The sequence below is a fragment of the Halosolutus halophilus genome (genome assembly GCF_022869805.1).
In the GTDB taxonomy this organism is placed as follows: Archaea; Halobacteriota; Halobacteria; order Halobacteriales; family Natrialbaceae; genus Halosolutus; species Halosolutus halophilus.
This window is the reverse complement of the sequence record NZ_CP094974.1, coordinates 3,036,822-3,051,935: the sequence shown is the minus strand read 5'-3', so window position 1 is coordinate 3,051,935 and position 15,114 is coordinate 3,036,822. Positions and strand designations below refer to the sequence as shown.

At 55.2% G+C, this 15,114-nt stretch carries 16 protein-coding genes; 8 read left to right on the top strand and 8 right to left on the bottom strand.

Going from position 1 to position 15,114, the window contains the following annotated elements:
* Positions 1-52: 52 nt before the first annotated feature.
* A complete protein-coding gene (locus MUG98_RS14925; RefSeq protein ID WP_265108237.1) occupies positions 53-613 on the top strand; it encodes a hypothetical protein in 561 nt (186 codons plus the stop codon).
* Between the two features lie 152 nt (positions 614-765).
* On the opposite strand, the gene MUG98_RS14920 is transcribed toward MUG98_RS14925, so the two are convergent.
* Positions 766-1,221, bottom strand: coding sequence for a hypothetical protein (locus MUG98_RS14920; protein WP_265108236.1), 456 nt, complete (start codon positions 1,219-1,221; stop codon positions 766-768).
* A 283-nt stretch (positions 1,222-1,504) separates the two neighbouring features.
* Here MUG98_RS14920 and MUG98_RS14915 point away from each other — a divergent pair, with 283 nt between their 5' ends.
* A complete protein-coding gene (locus MUG98_RS14915; protein ID WP_265108235.1) occupies positions 1,505-1,756 on the top strand; it encodes a hypothetical protein in 252 nt (83 codons plus the stop codon).
* A gap of 181 nt (positions 1,757-1,937) precedes the next feature.
* On the opposite strand, the gene MUG98_RS14910 is transcribed toward MUG98_RS14915, so the two are convergent.
* Positions 1,938-2,258, bottom strand: a complete 321-nt coding sequence (locus MUG98_RS14910) for a hypothetical protein (protein ID WP_265108234.1) — start codon at positions 2,256-2,258, stop codon at positions 1,938-1,940.
* A gap of 98 nt (positions 2,259-2,356) precedes the next feature.
* Here MUG98_RS14910 and MUG98_RS14905 point away from each other — a divergent pair, with 98 nt between their 5' ends.
* Entirely contained in the window at positions 2,357-2,617 is a 261-nt protein-coding gene (locus MUG98_RS14905) for a hypothetical protein (RefSeq protein WP_265108233.1), read from the top strand.
* 3 nt (positions 2,618-2,620) lie between these two features.
* Positions 2,621-2,767 (top strand): hypothetical protein, encoded by a 147-nt coding sequence (locus tag MUG98_RS14900; RefSeq protein WP_265108232.1) that lies wholly within the window; start codon positions 2,621-2,623, stop codon positions 2,765-2,767.
* 194 nt (positions 2,768-2,961) lie between these two features.
* On the opposite strand, the gene MUG98_RS14895 is transcribed toward MUG98_RS14900, so the two are convergent.
* On the bottom strand, positions 2,962-3,396 hold the full coding sequence (locus MUG98_RS14895) for a hypothetical protein (protein WP_265108231.1): 435 nt from the start codon (positions 3,394-3,396) through the stop codon (positions 2,962-2,964).
* Between the two features lie 353 nt (positions 3,397-3,749).
* Between MUG98_RS14895 and MUG98_RS14890 the strand changes: the two genes are divergently transcribed.
* Entirely contained in the window at positions 3,750-4,298 is a 549-nt protein-coding gene (locus MUG98_RS14890; RefSeq protein ID WP_265108230.1) for a lamin tail domain-containing protein, read from the top strand.
* A gap of 76 nt (positions 4,299-4,374) precedes the next feature.
* Entirely contained in the window at positions 4,375-4,653 is a 279-nt protein-coding gene (locus MUG98_RS14885; RefSeq protein ID WP_265108229.1) for a DUF3006 domain-containing protein, read from the top strand.
* 131 nt (positions 4,654-4,784) lie between these two features.
* Here the strand turns inward: MUG98_RS14885 and MUG98_RS14880 are convergent, their stop codons facing one another.
* Positions 4,785-5,180 carry a hypothetical protein gene (locus MUG98_RS14880; RefSeq protein WP_265108228.1) on the bottom strand — a complete coding sequence of 132 codons (396 nt, stop codon included), beginning with the start codon at positions 5,178-5,180 and terminating at the stop codon, positions 4,785-4,787.
* Between the two features lie 210 nt (positions 5,181-5,390).
* A complete protein-coding gene (locus MUG98_RS14875) occupies positions 5,391-6,260 on the bottom strand; it encodes a PQQ-binding-like beta-propeller repeat protein (protein ID WP_345779772.1) in 870 nt (289 codons plus the stop codon).
* A 1,084-nt stretch (positions 6,261-7,344) separates the two neighbouring features.
* Here MUG98_RS14875 and MUG98_RS14870 point away from each other — a divergent pair.
* Positions 7,345-7,470, top strand: coding sequence for a hypothetical protein (locus MUG98_RS14870; protein WP_265108227.1), 126 nt, complete (start codon positions 7,345-7,347; stop codon positions 7,468-7,470).
* A gap of 360 nt (positions 7,471-7,830) precedes the next feature.
* The gene (locus tag MUG98_RS14865) at positions 7,831-13,230 is read left to right on the top strand and encodes a PAS domain S-box protein (RefSeq protein ID WP_265108226.1); all 5,400 of its coding nucleotides are present in this window, start codon (positions 7,831-7,833) and stop codon (positions 13,228-13,230) included.
* Between the two features lie 66 nt (positions 13,231-13,296).
* Here MUG98_RS14865 and MUG98_RS14860 read toward each other — a convergent pair whose 3' ends face one another.
* The 3 genes from MUG98_RS14860 to MUG98_RS14850 all read right to left on the bottom strand — a co-directional run bounded on the left by MUG98_RS14860 (position 13,297) and on the right by MUG98_RS14850 (position 15,102).
* The gene (locus MUG98_RS14860) at positions 13,297-13,452 is read right to left on the bottom strand and encodes a hypothetical protein (RefSeq protein WP_265108225.1); all 156 of its coding nucleotides are present in this window, start codon (positions 13,450-13,452) and stop codon (positions 13,297-13,299) included.
* On the bottom strand, positions 13,449-13,706 hold the full coding sequence (locus MUG98_RS14855) for a HalOD1 output domain-containing protein (protein WP_265108224.1): 258 nt from the start codon (positions 13,704-13,706) through the stop codon (positions 13,449-13,451). Before MUG98_RS14855 ends, MUG98_RS14860 begins: the two co-directional genes overlap by 4 nt.
* Before the next feature lie 643 nt (positions 13,707-14,349).
* Positions 14,350-15,102, bottom strand: a complete 753-nt coding sequence (locus MUG98_RS14850; protein ID WP_265108223.1) for an Lrp/AsnC family transcriptional regulator — start codon at positions 15,100-15,102, stop codon at positions 14,350-14,352.
* Between the last annotated feature and the right edge of the window lie 12 nt (positions 15,103-15,114).

Here is a 15,114-nt window from a genome sequence, read left to right as displayed (position 1 = left end):
CTGGCCACTCGTGATCGCGACGCACAACTTCGCGTATGCGCCCGGACTCCGAATGCACAACAACGTCGTCGACGAGGAACCCAGTTACGAGCAGGACGATCTTACGACCGATCGGATCCGCCTGGCCGTCGGTGCCTACCTCCGCGAGATCGATGCGCCTGTCAGGACATGGGAAGCGTTCAACCAACTCTCTCTGCACGACGACTATCAGGGCGACGCGGCCAAGGAGCGCGACGCCCTCGAGGACGCACTCTACGAGGTGCCCGATCGCGAGTGGTACTTCGAGAACCCCGACGCCCACACGCTCGCACCAGCACTGGCACGGACGATCTTCCGTGCTGAAGAGCGGGCAAACGGACGACGGTTCGGCAAGACGATGCACGAACCCCCGCGACTGGAGGCCAGTGTTCGCGACGACGATGAGTGGAACCGCGAGTGGGTCTCGGTCGTCCTCGACGAGTCGAACGACGTCCGTTCGGATCGACGTCGGTGGGATCGCCGGCGAGGCGATGAGCGTCTACGATCTGGAGATCACGCCGGAGTTGCTCTCGTTGCGGTTGGGGTCGCGCAAGCGCACCGAGGACTCGATCGAGCAGATCCGCTCGACGGTTGACGCCACCAGCGATCGCGTATAGATACCTGCGTTTTTACTGGCGCTCGACAGTGTCGTAGAAAAATCATTAACTGCTCCTCAGAGGAAGGGAAGTGGGTGACCGAACCGTTATACGTTGAGTGGGGAGAACAAGACCACGATTGGAACAACTGCTAGTCGTCCGGAAACCAAGTCGCGTTTCCAGTCACGGCACCTCCCTCAGTAAGCACAAATTCTATTTCATATCCATCGACTTCTGCCCCTTCTGAATTGGTTGTATTAAGTGGCGACAAGTGGTACGTATCGCCAGTGATAGAGTAGCAAAGCGCGACAAACGAACCGTCCTTCTTTGGCCACTCGTCGGTAATTACCACAGATGACTTACCTGCGATCGTTCTTACTGTTGTATATTCCGTATATCCTTCATATACGACGTCGATCGAGATGCGACGCTCGGAATGGCCTTCGTTTTCGACTGTTATCCGTTCTAGTGTCGTAATATCTTTCGGAGAGGATTCTTCAGGATCCTCCGAAGCGAATTCTTGAGGACTTTTGAAGGCAGCACAACCGGCTAGACCGCTTATCGATGCGACTGCCCCGATCGAGACAAGGGCCGTTCTGCGGTTCACAATCATAATTTATCGTTGACATAAAAGTATTTTTCGTTATTATCTATCGAAATCCTTGTCCACTGTGACCCCAATCAAAGTACCACAAGGGTGTTACATTCAATGTAGCATAACAACGCGGCGTGGAAACTGCTTTCAAACGATTGGCTGGCTTTGTTGAAATACTCTTCTTCAGATAGGTGTCTCTGCGAAACAGCCGGTCAATGAGGGCTGCGAACTGAACGTCACTAACAGAATTTCTTAAAAAAAAACATATAGTGATGCATGTCGAAACTATAATAATATGACATCAAATCGCACGGAAAACCGTCGCTCGCTGGTAATGTCCAGTGTGGTCTATTTCGGTTCCGCCTTCTTAATCGGTCTACCCGTTACGTTTTTCGTTTACGAGGTTTTTGCAGGGATACTCAATCTCCTTCAACTCAACTGGTTTGTTACCTCTGCTGCAGGAATCACAGTCCTTGCTGCTGCATTTTTAGTTGGGATGTGGGTCGCTGGAAAAGTCGCCGAACGCGTCGTCAAGAGACTCTCCTAAACAGTTCCAATGGTGTGTACTCCCCCTCCTGTACTCACCGATCATTCCTCTTCCCGGATCGCTCTCAATCCGTGCCACATTCGCGCGCTGTATTCAGCACGCTATTTATAGCAACCGCTGAGGGTTTCAACAGAGCAAACATGCGTGAGGTTGAAGCGGAGGGACACCGCGCTCCTCTCGCTCATCCTGATTTTTCGTCGACACCGTCCGGGTATTCGAGCACCTCGTGGCTGACAATCTCCCGCTGCTTGACCCGGACGACGTCGTGACCGAGATCGCCCTCCGGCCCTTTCATCAACCGATGCTTCACCTGGTAGCCATCCTCGAAGCCGGCGACGTGCTCGGCAATGATCTGCGCATCCCCGTCCGCCCATCGACGGATGGAGATCGACCACTCCTCTCCCCATCGGTCGGTGGCTTCCTCCTCCATTTTCTCGATGAGTTCGATGTCGTCGTCCTGGAGGACGGCGGAGGCCGGACTTCTGGGTGGGGGGCCAGTCATATAGTTGTCGTGCCGCAGGCTCGATTCTTAAGGGTTGTCCTCGTGGTCAACAGTAACTCACGACAAGGTTTTTAGATGACTTGTGAGAAGAATTCAGTATGACCACAGATCAAATGAAAGAAGACAAGTTGCGGTTCAACGCCGGCCGGTTCGAGGACTCCCTCCTCGGCGCGATCATGACTATCCAGTTCACCCTCGCGCTGCTGGCGGTGATGATGGTACTGGGATGGATCGTGGCGATGGTCGAGCGCTGGTTTGATCCCGCAGAGTCGGCCCTGGCGTTCGGACCCTATATTCTGCTCCCCGTTGGGCTCGCACTGGCTGTCCATCTCCTCAACATCCTGTACGACGTGGAGTAGCTCATGAGTGACCGCCCGCCGAAACTCCAGATTGACGTCGGCAAGCACGGGGAGACCACAGCGGACGTGATCATTCTTCTGCAGTTCCTGGTGGCCGCCGTTGCTACGATGGCCATTGGATTTGTGCTCCTATCGATCGGTCGTGTTTAGTTTGTCTCATTATGCCAGCGGGGCACTGTCTAGATGAGGAACGAGCAGGTGGTGGCGAGAAGTGTCCATGTAACTCGCCAACCTGCTCAGAGAAACCTTGGACGTACAGGGTGATGATAGATATCCAAGTCAACAATATGTCACTCAAGGACGGTGTGCTGTATACAGTCTATCTCCTGAGCGGCATCAATGAGTCAAGAAAGGCTGCGGAAATCGACGAACAAATTCGCTGTCGTCTCATCACGGTAGATGCCAAATTCGATCGCTTCTGTGTTCGATTCGGCAGGGTAATAATGCGCGTGAAAGCGTTCGAATCTACCGTTTTTCAGGAGTACACGGACGAGATACTGCCGTTCTGGAACGACATCTGATTCGTGGATAGCCCCCGCAGAATCGTCGGTGTCTTCTGGTGCTGGCACCGTGTAGTCTCGATTGAGTACCGTTGCTTCGGAATGTGTTCGCTCGTCTTCACGAAGCAACTCTAATTTCAGTGGTTGGGGGTTGTCCGTGTAATTGCGGAGCGTCAGACTGATTTGGGACTGTTCTCCCTGACCGATACTTTGACACCCCGAGAGGGCAGTTAGAGCGACGCTTCCAGCAATCAGAAATGAACGACGGCTACGGGGCATGCATACGCATGTAACGGTAGACTACAAATAGGTTGATATCTTCCCAGGTGGTCAATCTATAATCTACTGCGCGATTAAGTCATCTGAATCGGTATGAAATAAATGGCCTGAACTGCTGACTACATTCTCTAAGTCTTGCACCGTGTTTTTGATGGATTTCAGATGGGTCGGTAGCCATCGCGGTATGTATCGTCCCTGTACTGACCGCAGAGGGTTATGAACCTATCACTCTCTGAGGGTTTCAACAGAGCTAGTTTCGATACCACCGGACGGAACACGCAAGCGGCTTCCTTGAAATGAACTGTGTATGAACCGAGCGCTCCTCGTAGTCTTTGTGACGCTCCTCGTCGTTCTTGCGGGGGTGTGCGAGCGACACCGAGGGCTCCGAGGACGCGATCGACGACCTGCAGGCGGTTGGGGACGCCCTCGAAGTCGCCAACCTGAACGTCAAAGACGTCTCGCCCGATGAGGAGTACATCGTCCTCGAGAACACTGCCGACGAGCCCGTCGATCTCTCTGGGTTCGAACTCCGAGATCGGGAAGGCGGACAGGTCGATGGCGGCCTCTCACCGTTTTCGTTCCCAGACGAATTCGTCCTCGAGCCCGGGGAGACGGCACGGATAACGACCGGTGAAGGCGACTCGACAGAGACCGAGCTGTACTGGGGGTACAATGTGAATATCTGGCGGGGCGATGGCGACGTGGTTCGACTTGTCGACGCCAACGATCAGGTCGTACTCGAGCACGCCTACGGTGATATCGATCTCGAGGAGTCCACGGCGATATTGTGGTACGAACCGATGGTACGTCGATCGCAGTGGAGACGAGCGAGTCGTTCTCGACGGATGCCGAGGATATCCTCGCGGAAACGCCCGAATCCGACGACGAGACGAACGCACTAGCATCACGTCCCCGTGTCGCAGGTGGGGTGGCCAGTGGGATTGATGGAGCTGTCGCGCCTGTGATGGGGTGAGAACGATGGATGGGACCTACACCGGCGTTGTTGACCGGATCGAAGACGGTGAGATCGCCGTGATCTTGCTCGAGGAGGACGAGCAGGTGATCGAGCAAGTGGACGTCCCTGTTGATCGACTGCCCGAACCCGCACGAACGGACGGTGGCGTGCTTTCAGTGACGCTCGAGGACGACGAGGTGGTGTCGATAGAGTATCGAGCGGATGCAACGCGAGACCGCCGTGAGTCTGCTCGGGAGAAACTGGATCGGTTGTCGGAGAAGTTGTCCGATCGCGAGGAGTGAGTTGACTCTGGAGTTGGCGAAGGGAGACTTTCGAGGGAGGGATTATTTGTAGTGAACGAGTGGTTCCGGTTCGGAATTCCATCCGGTAGAGGGGGTAAATCTTGGACGGTCAAACGTTCAGTACAGAGGATTTAGTTGCCGGGATTGGCGATGATGTGGTCGCCGGATACGAACCCAATACGATAATAGGTATCACCTCGTTTGAGATACGCTTCCAACCCACCATCAGTCCGTGCTGATATACTTTGTCGCAGATTCTTTAGTGCTGAGGATTCCTCTCCTATCTCCGACGTGTATTCACCCTCCTCAAGTGCTGTTTGTACGATTTCTTTCTGCCTGCTCAAAAGGTCGCTGAAGACAATCGGTTCGATAGAGTCCTGTTCCGACTCGGAAAGTGTTACCTCTTCAAGCCAGAACTGAATCTCGGTTGGCATCTCGTCGTCGGTAGTGTTTGGTGTCCCGTCGTCGGTTGTGTTTGGCGTCCCGTCGTCAGTTGTGGTTGGCGTCCTGTCGTCCTGCTCGGTCACGCAACCTGCGAGGCCGACACTTCCGAGTAAGAGACCGCGGCGTAGGATAGTACGCCGTGACTGAGACATAATGACAAAAGTATCGGCTGGACGTAAGTGTTTTCTTAGAAGTCAAAGGACCGCTTGAGTTGTCAGCGATAACTATGCACGTTGTAGTGAGTGAGTGTTCACACAAAACAGATCTGGAGAACGGATTTTCAACAAAGCCGATCATCCTTCTTCGAGTGCAACGACGCCTTCAGTCGTCGTCACGAGACAGATGCCATTAGCGAGAATCGCTGATTCAGTATAGCCGTCGAAGCCGTGAGTTTCGAGGACATCACCACCTGTAAGATCAAGGAGGTGAAGTTCATCCGCCACGGGAAGAAATACCATTTCTCCGGCCACTGCCGCTGAACCGAGAGCTATGTCTTCGTCTGTTTCTGGTTCGAACGTCCACTGTTTGTCCCCAGTCGTCGGATCAATAGCGTGTAGAATGGCCGGACGACCCCTATCCGATTCGATAACCAGTAACGCCCCATCTGAGAAAGCAACCGGTTCGAGTTCGGGAGGAGCGGCGTTTCCGATCATTTCTGGATGAGTCTCCGGCGTCGCCCAATCAGTCTCACCGGTATTCGCGTCAAGCGCAATCAACAACCCACCAAACGTATGGACAAAAATCCGATCGTCTCCAGCTACGATATGGCCTCGAATCGCGTCGTTGATGTCGTCCTCGTTTGGATGGAAATAGTCGGAGATATCAGCTTCCCATCGTCGGTCGCCCGTCTTTGCGTCGAGAGCGATCACGCTCCCGTCCGTGCCGACGTTTACCACGACGGTCTCACTGCCGTATACGGCGCTCGAACGCGGACGATCCGCGAAACCGCTTCGCCAACATTCCTCGCCGGTTCGTGCATCGACCGCAACGAGGTCTGAATCCTCTCGGAAGGTGAGCAAACCGACATCGAGTAACGGCGTCACGTGGGTGCTGTTCACTTCGCTGGTCCACAGTTCACTTCCGTCGGCGGTGGTCAATGCCCTCGAAATGGACTCGTCATCCTCACGGTCTTGCGGCAGGAAGAGGTGGTCGCCGCCCACCATGAGTGGAACCGTAACCGGTGGTGGTGAGATAAGTCGAGTCCACTGCTGTTCACCAGTGAATAGGTCGAACGAGCGGAGTTGATCCGGCGCACTCACATCCGATGCGACAAAGACGGAGCCGTTAGCTACGATGGGGTGTCCGGGATTCCGGTGGGTAATGCTCCATCGTTCAGAGAGACCGTCGGCGGGTGCGCTTTCTGGCAGTGCTGTACGAGTGTTCGCTCCGTCGTAGTTGGGTAGAGGCCAGTCAGTTGGGGAGCTGTCCAGTGGTGACGGATTACAATCGTTATCTTGCCACAAGTCTGATCCGTATGTATATCCGCCGAGCACACCGATCCCTGTACAGGAACCACAGACTGCTAACAGCTGACGGCGAGAAGGCATACGACTTCGATCGGTAGAGGGCATACTTGTGCGTTCATATTAGCCTATTGAGGTTGCATTTATCTACTGAATTTCAATTCCAAACTATCTTAACAGAATTCGTAGTGGCCCTATGGATCTAGTCTGTTCAGAAGGACTCTCACAGAACCTATTACTCCTCTCCGATCGGCAGTTCGTCGATGGCGTCTTTCGGCGTGACGTCCCACGCAACGAGCCGATCGGCGGCCAACTGCCACGCGTAGTCAGCGAGTTCGGAATCGATGACCCCGATTTCGTAGCTGAGCTCCGCCAGTGCGATCGCAAACCGGCGCTGTCATCCATACGGGAGTCGACCTCGAGGAGAGGAACATTGTCCCAAAGACCGAAACAGTCCGCAATGGATTAGCAGGCGAACGCAATCAGCACCCCGGGGCTACACGATAACCACCTCGACCGGCGAGATTATGGCCCAGTCGAGCGGTGAGATCGCCGACGGCCAGCCCTTCGAGATCGAGTACGACTACAAGATCACGGGAACGTACGAGGTCGTACGGAGACGATCAACGGGCTCACGACCGAGCGCGAGTGTGAACTCGCCGCGAAGCTGATCGTCGACACGGCCTCGACGCCGCGCTGGGAGGCCGACGTCGAGATCCCGGCCGCCCAGTACGTCGACGGGCTTCTGGAGGCGATCGACGTCGACGGGATCGCCGGCGAGGTGATGAGCGTCTACGATTTCGAGATCACGCCGGAGCGACTCTCGTTGCGGTTAGGGTCGCGCAAGCGTGGCGAGGACTCGATCGAGCAGATCCGCTCGACAGTCGACGCCACCAGCGATCGGATCTAACTCTTGATATTGTTATTGACGGTCGCCGGCATCGTTGAATCGATCGTTGAGACCATGCAGTCTGTCCAAACCAAGGATTCGGACGTTGAGTCCCGCTGGGCAACACTCAAATACTGATTACAATGTTGACCTCCTGTAGTCAACGATAATAAGAGGGTGGGTGGCCACGAGTCATCTGAATTTGTGTTGAAGGACCAATCGGCCTTTCACTGTTCATAGATGCTTCTGTCGTCACCCAATCCGACCGTATCCCTTGTATCTCGTGATAGTGTTCACCATCGTGTCGATTATTTATTTCATACAATAACTACTAAATTGAAATCCGATCACTCTTCACCCCTGCAGCAGATAGCTACCATGATGGCCTTCGATACGTGGCTCGGGTTCGTGATCCTCATGTTAACGCCCTTACTCAGCGTAACAAGCGATACAATGAGTGTCGTGACTGGACAGCACATCGGTAGCCTTCCGATCGGGACTCTCCTGATCGGATTCCTTGGACTCGCTACACAAGGGGATTCTGGGAATGAACTCGAACGTCTGACGGAAAAGGTCGAGCGACTCACGGCGGGTGAGCACGAGGTCGATTTCGCGACTGACAGGGACGACGTCATCGGCCGCCTATCTAGTGCGATCGGAGAACTGGCAGCCACGCTGCGCGAACAGAAACGGGGCCGCTGCCTCAAAGAGCGCGCTATAGAGGCGGCACCACTGGGTGTTACCATCACGGATCCCTCTCTGGAAGACAATCCGATCGTATACACGAACGAAGGATTCGAACAGGTAACTGGCTATTCACCCGAGGCTGCAGCCGGGAACAATTGTCGGTTCCTCCAGGGTGAGAAAACCCGGGAGGAACGGGTTGCACAGTTGCGTGAGGCCGTCAATGGTGAGGAATCGACGTCGGTCGAACTTCGCAACTACCGTGAGGACGGGACGGAGTTCTGGAACCGGGTGAACGTCGCGCCGATCAAGGACGACGATGGGACGATAACTCATTTCGTCGGCTTTCAGGACGACGCCACGGAACGAAAGGCCCGCGAGCGTGAACTCAAACGGAACGAACGGCAACTCGACACCGTCTTCGACGATCCAACGATGCTATTCGGGTTGCTTGAACCGGACGGGACGCTGCGACGGGTGAACCAAGCAGACTTCGAATACGTCGACGTCGATCCCGATGCGGTGGTCGGGGATCCGTTCCCGGCGACACCCTGGTGGAAGGATACACCCGAGGAAGACGTCCAGAAGTGGATCGATCGCGCCGCGACCGGTGAATACGTGCAATACGAAGTCGATCTGGACGGGCCGGACGGTGATCGTCACTGGATGAGCGGAGCGTTCCGTTCCGTCATGAACGAGGCGGGAGAAGTCGTATCGGTCGTCGTCTCCGCTCGCGATATCACGGACCAGAAGAAGCGAGAGCAGAATCTCCATGAACTTACCAAACAGTCCAGTGCGATCATTGAGGCGTCGCCGACGGCGTTCGTTGCAACCGATCTTGATGGCAACGTGGACCTGTGGAATCCCGCAGCCGAGGATATCTTTGGCTGGGACGAAGACGAGATGCTCGGTGATCCACCTCCGTTCGTTCCGGAGGACCGCAGCGATGAGTTCGAGAAGTTCCGTAAACGGTTGCTGGACGGCGAATCACTGGCCGATATCGAAACTCGACGATTTACAAAAGACGGCGACCTGATCGATGTCAGCCTTTCGGCGGCGCCGATATACGATGACAACGGAACTGTCATCGGCATCATACAGGAATTTACGGACATCAGTGAGCGCAAAGATCGTGAGCGACAACTCGAAACAACGAACACACGACTCGAAGCGCGGTTCGAGCACTCCCCTGACATGGTCGGCGTGCTTGATACCGATGGAACGATCGAGACGATAAATCGACGCGTTTGCGACGAACTGGGATATACCAAGGACGAATTGGTCGGCACGGGGATCTGGGAGTACGACCAACTATATGACGAAAGCGACGTCCGGGCATTACTCGATGACATATCAGTCGACGAGAGGCGAAAGTTCGAGGGCCGATTTCAGCGTCGCGACGGCTCGATATTCCCCATCGAGATCCACCTAATTCACCTCGACCTTGAGGACGCACCCTGCTTCATGGCGATCAGTCGCGACATCTCCGAACGCAAGGAGCGTGAACAGGAGTTGCAACGGTACAAAGAACACACCAACAACGTACTCGACGCCATCGACGACGTGTTCTACGTTCTCGACGAGGACGGGCATTTACAGCGGTGGAACGAGAGCCTCTCGGAAGCGACGGGATACACCGACGAGGAGATCGCGAAAATGCACGCCCAGGATTTCTTCGACGAACACGCACGGGATCGCATCGCCGAGGCGATCGTAGATGTCTTCGAGACGGGTGACACGCGCCTCGAAGCCGAACTCCGTACGAAAGACGGCGAGCACATACCACACGAGTTCGTTGCGACCGCACTCAAGGATCTCGATGGGAACCCGGTGTTGGCTGGAATCGGCCGGGATATCAGCGAACGCAAAGAAACTGAGCGACAGCTGTCGCGATTGATCAGCAACGTTCCTGGGTTTGTCTATCGCTGTCGAAATGCCCCCGAATGGCCGGTCGAGTTTGCCAGTGAAGGCGTTCGTGACATCACTGGCTACGACCCGGCAGCCCTCGAGACGGGGGAGGTAACCTGGGGAGAGGACATCATGGTTGAGCGGACGGGAGAAATCTGGGAATACGTCCAGAAGCGGTTGGATGATCAGGAGCCATTCGATCTGACCTATCCCATCGAGACCGCCGCTGGTGAGCGGCGATGGGTCAAGGAACAGGGGCGCGGCGTCTACGCCGAAGATGGAGCGGTCAAGGCCATCGAAAGTGTCCTTATCGACATCACTGACCGGATCACGTACGAGCGGGAACTGCAACGGACCCAACGCCTCCTCGAACAGTCCCAGAAACTCGCGCAGGTTGGTGCTTGGGAAATAGATGTCAGTGGAGATGAGCGTTTGGAAGTGACTATGACCGACGAAGTTTACCGGATTCACGACCTGTCGGTCGACGCCGACTTCGATCTTGAGGACGGTAGCGAATTCTACCATCCCGAAGACTGGCAGCGTCTCCGTGATGCCATCGACGACGCGATCGAACGCGGCGAAGCCTACGATATGGAGCTCCGAGTGACGACGGCCAAAGGTAACGAGCGGTGGGCTCGGACCATTGGAAATCCCATCTTTCAGAGAGGAGAAGTCGTCGCGATCCGCGGAGCGTTCCAAGACATCACGGAGCGCAAGCAGCGGGAGAAGGAACTCAAGCGGACAAAGAACCTGCTCGACCGAACCGAAGATCTCGCGAACGTGGGCGGTTGGGAAATCGACATTCAAGAGGGTCCTCCGTACGATGGGACCCAGACTGATGGTCTCTATCGGTTACACGACCTCTCGACGGACGAGGTGTTTCCCATCGAGCGCGGTCTCGAGTTCGTCCATCCTGAGGACCGTGAAGATGTCGACCGAGCCGTCACGGACCTGCTGGTGGACGGCGAACCGTTCGATATCGAGCGGCGTATCGTAACAGCTAACGGCGACCTTCGGTGGGTTCGCGGAGTTGGGGTTCCCGTCGTGAAAGACGATGAAACCGTCAAGTATCGTGGCGCACTGGTGGATATCACCGACCGAAAACGGCGTGAAGAGGAACTCGAACGGACAAAGAACCTGCTCCAGCAGGCCCAGCGCATGACGGGAGTCGCGGGGTGGGAACTCGATGTCTCGACCGGGCCGCCGTATACACCGGAGTTGAGCGATCAGATCTACGAACTGACTGATGTTTCGAAAGGCGAAGCACTCGCGATGGACGAACTATTCGAGTTCATCCACCCCGACGATCGGGAACAGCGGTGGTCGACGTTCGAACAGGCACTCGAGGCGGGTGAGGGATGGGATCACGAAACCCGGTTGGCAACGGCAGAGGGTAATGAGCGATGGGTACACAGTATCGGCGAACCCATTTTCGAAGACGGCGAAGTCACAAGACTCCGTGGATCGATCCAGGATATCACCGAACACAAGGAGCGAGAACTGGCGCTCGAGTCGCTACACGAGGCGACGCGAGGACTACTTGGGACGGAGACTGAAGAAGAGATCGCCGAAGTGGTCGTCGAGACCGCCGAAGATGTGCTTAACGTCCCCGGAGTATCCGTCTATCTTCTCGACACCGAATCAAACCAGCTCGAACCGACAGCGTTCTCTCCCAAATTCGTCGAGCTTTGCGAGGGTGCGCCGGCCGCGGCCCCCCGCGACTCGGCGCCCTGGAATGCCTTCGTCACTGGGTCCGGGACGGTATTCGACAATTCGGAACTCTTCAGCGAGGATATTGCGGACGGGATAGCGGTACCGATTGCCGACCACGGCGTGTTTATCGTTGCTACTTCGTCGACGACGATCGACGACGAAATCCGACGACTGGTTGAAACGCTCGTCGCGACGACAGTGGCCGCGTTTGATCGCCTTGAGAGCGAGCTAAACCTCCGGAAACGCGACTCAGAGCTCGAGGATCAGAATCGCCGACTCAGACGGCAGAGGCAGATCAATAATATCATTCGACGCATCGACCAGTCGCTTATCGGAAGGGATAGCCGAGAAAAGATCGAGACGGACGTCTGTGAGCGGTTGGTTGAGGCGGAAGATATCGCCTTTGCTTGGATCGGCACTTACGACGTCAGTGGAACAGAACTGATGTCTCGGGCGTGGGCTGGCACTGGTGAAAAATATCTCGATGCAGTAACACTCGACGAGCACGACACAGGGATGGAACCGGCCGTCTCCACCGCCCGTGAGGAAGCACCAACTGTCGTGACCAACGTTATCAACGAGTTGAAAACCGAACCGTGGCGTAAGCGCGCGCTCGCTCACAGCTTTCACTCTGTTGTCAGCGTACCGTTGTCTTTCGACGAGTACTTCTACGGGGTACTCACCGTATATGCAGACGAACCGAATGTGTTTGGCGATCTAGAGCAGACAGTGTTCGCAGAACTTGGCGAAAACATCGCAAATTCCATCAACGCTATAGAGACCCGGCAGGCACTGTACGCTGATAACTTCATCGAGCTCACGCTCCAATTCGACAGTCCGGACGCTTTTCTCGCGAAAGTCGCCCAGGGGATGGGTGCTCACGTCGAATATGAAGGACTTGCTACCATCACCGACGGCGAGACGCGGTTGTTTTTCACAGCTGATGTGGATCCAGCTATCGCTGCGGAGGTACTTGATGACCTCTTGATCGTCACTAACCACTGGTTAGTGGGCGAATCCAACGGACGCCCTCTCTTCGGAGTCGCTGTCGAGGGGGAGGTGATCGCCTCTCGTCTTGTGCGCCACGGTGGTCGCCTGCGCTCAATCACCGCGACCGAGGCAGGGCTGGAGGTTGTCGTTGACGTCCCGATGACGATCGATGTCCGCGAGTTCGTCGAGATGTTACGAGAACGATACCCGTCGGTCGAACTCGTTGGCCGACATGATGTTCATCGGGGGCCCCGCGCCGAGCGGCAACAAGTAGAATCCCTGATAGAGTCGTTGACAGACCGCCAGCTGGAGGTACTCCGGACCGCGTATTTCTCGGGTTTCTTCGAGTGGCCCCGGGAGAGCACTGGCGAGGATATCGCTAAGATGCTAAGCGTTAGCCAGCCAACAGTCAACCGCCACCTCAGACTCGGCCAGCAACGACTTTTCGAACAATTGTTTGAGAATACGGGGACCACCGGAAGCTAACGCTTCTATCATTGATATTTGGAACAACACAGATCGCAAATGACGAAATAATATGAGTATCTACCCCTATTGCTCAATCGGGAGCGTATAATCCGACATGATCCATTCGTAGCCGTCTTCCGGATGGCTGATCAGCGCGAACGTGAGCGAGTCGAGCTCGATCTCTTCGTACGTTTCTTCGATCTCTCCGAGCTCGGCTGGCGGTGGGTTCACTCGTGTCATCGCGTGCTCCTGTCGCCGTGGTCGAACTCGTCTTCGCTGGTTGGGACGTACTCAGTTCCATCGACTGCAATCCGTCCGTCACCTTGAATCTCGACAGTGTGGTCGGTATAGTCAAACGTGACTCGGAGATCGTCCGGCGACTCGGGTCTGAAGATTCGATTGAGAGCACTGGGTTCAACGATCTCATAGAGTGGAGGTTCCAGTTCCATCGGGGAGACTGCCTCTGTAATAGCCAGTGCCTCGATGACCTGCATACTCACGCTCTTGTTGGTTTTGGGATTATCGACTACTGTCACGTAGGATGTGTATGTAGTGAAACGTCATCTGGGTGTCCATTATGTATATTCAGGTGAGCACAGCGGTTATTACATGTATAGCTGACCAACTGCCAGGCATGATTTGCGAGTTCAGGAGCGACATCCTCGGTTTCGTAGTTGAACTCCGCAAGTACGATCGCAATCAGGAGTCCCTCCTGTCGATCAGAGAATATCGCCGTCGTTGGGCGTGGCTTCCGATAAAAAGCCTCGGTAGAAACAGGGCGAGAGTGGTGCAATGGGGGGATCGGTCCGGACAATCAAAGATCTACACCCTCTCGCCACTTCAGTGAAATCACTCATGGTAGTTAATTCTACTGCTTTACAAAGCATTCTATTGACATTTTAGGGAATAGAATCAATGCGGCTAGCGTGAAGAGTCCTCACCAAGATCCTGTCAAATATGCGCAAGCAAGTACGGAACCGTCAGACCGTCAGATACGATCTCAGCAAGTGCCTCCTCTAACTCCGCAGCGAGACATCGAGGCGATAGTCCGCCGCATTCGTTCGTGAGTTCTTTGATAGAACGCATTCGCCTAACGTAGCAAATGCTGGGTTCCCTCTACGAGGAACGGTACTACTCTTAAACTGCTTCTTCAGCGATGAACGCATCGAGTACGTGGTCAGTGTCACCGCTACGGGACAGCACCGTTACGATGTCGTCCGGTTGGATAACGGTCGTTCCGTGGGGAGTCAATACGCGGTCTCCCCGTTCGATAGCGATGACCAGCGAGTCGTCGTCGAGGACATCGTTTTGAACCGCTTCTTCGAGTGTGTGATCGACGATAGGGGCATCGGCCTGTACGGTCACATCGACGACGTTCGCATCACCAGCGAGACTAATGAAGTCTGTCGCTTTATTGGTCGAAATCTCCTCGTCAGGCCCAAACGAGGTATAGGGACTATGAGTCTCAGATTCCACGAGTGTCTCATCCTCGATCTCGATACCCAGCCGTGAGAGCGCTCGCGTGATCCGTCTGAGATGTTCCGTGTCTTCTCCAACGGCCATGATGTGCAGGTTTCGGCGGCCGGTCATCAACTGACGGACGTTGATGACACCGGGAACAGCACTCGCCTCCTGTGCGAGCGCCTTGCGTTCGGAGACCGGTGCGTTGCAGACGTAGAGGTTCGTCAAGTGCCCATCTGCTCGTTCGAAGTCGATCTCAGCGGTATAATTCCGGATGATGTCGTGCTCTTCGAGCTGGTTGATTCGATTTCGTATCGTTCCCGCAGAGACGTTGACCTGTTCGGCGATAGTCGGTGCGGACGTATTTCGGGCATCTCGCATCAACTCGTAAATGATGCGCCGATCGATCTCGTCGAGCCGATAGTCCATGGTACTCGTCTA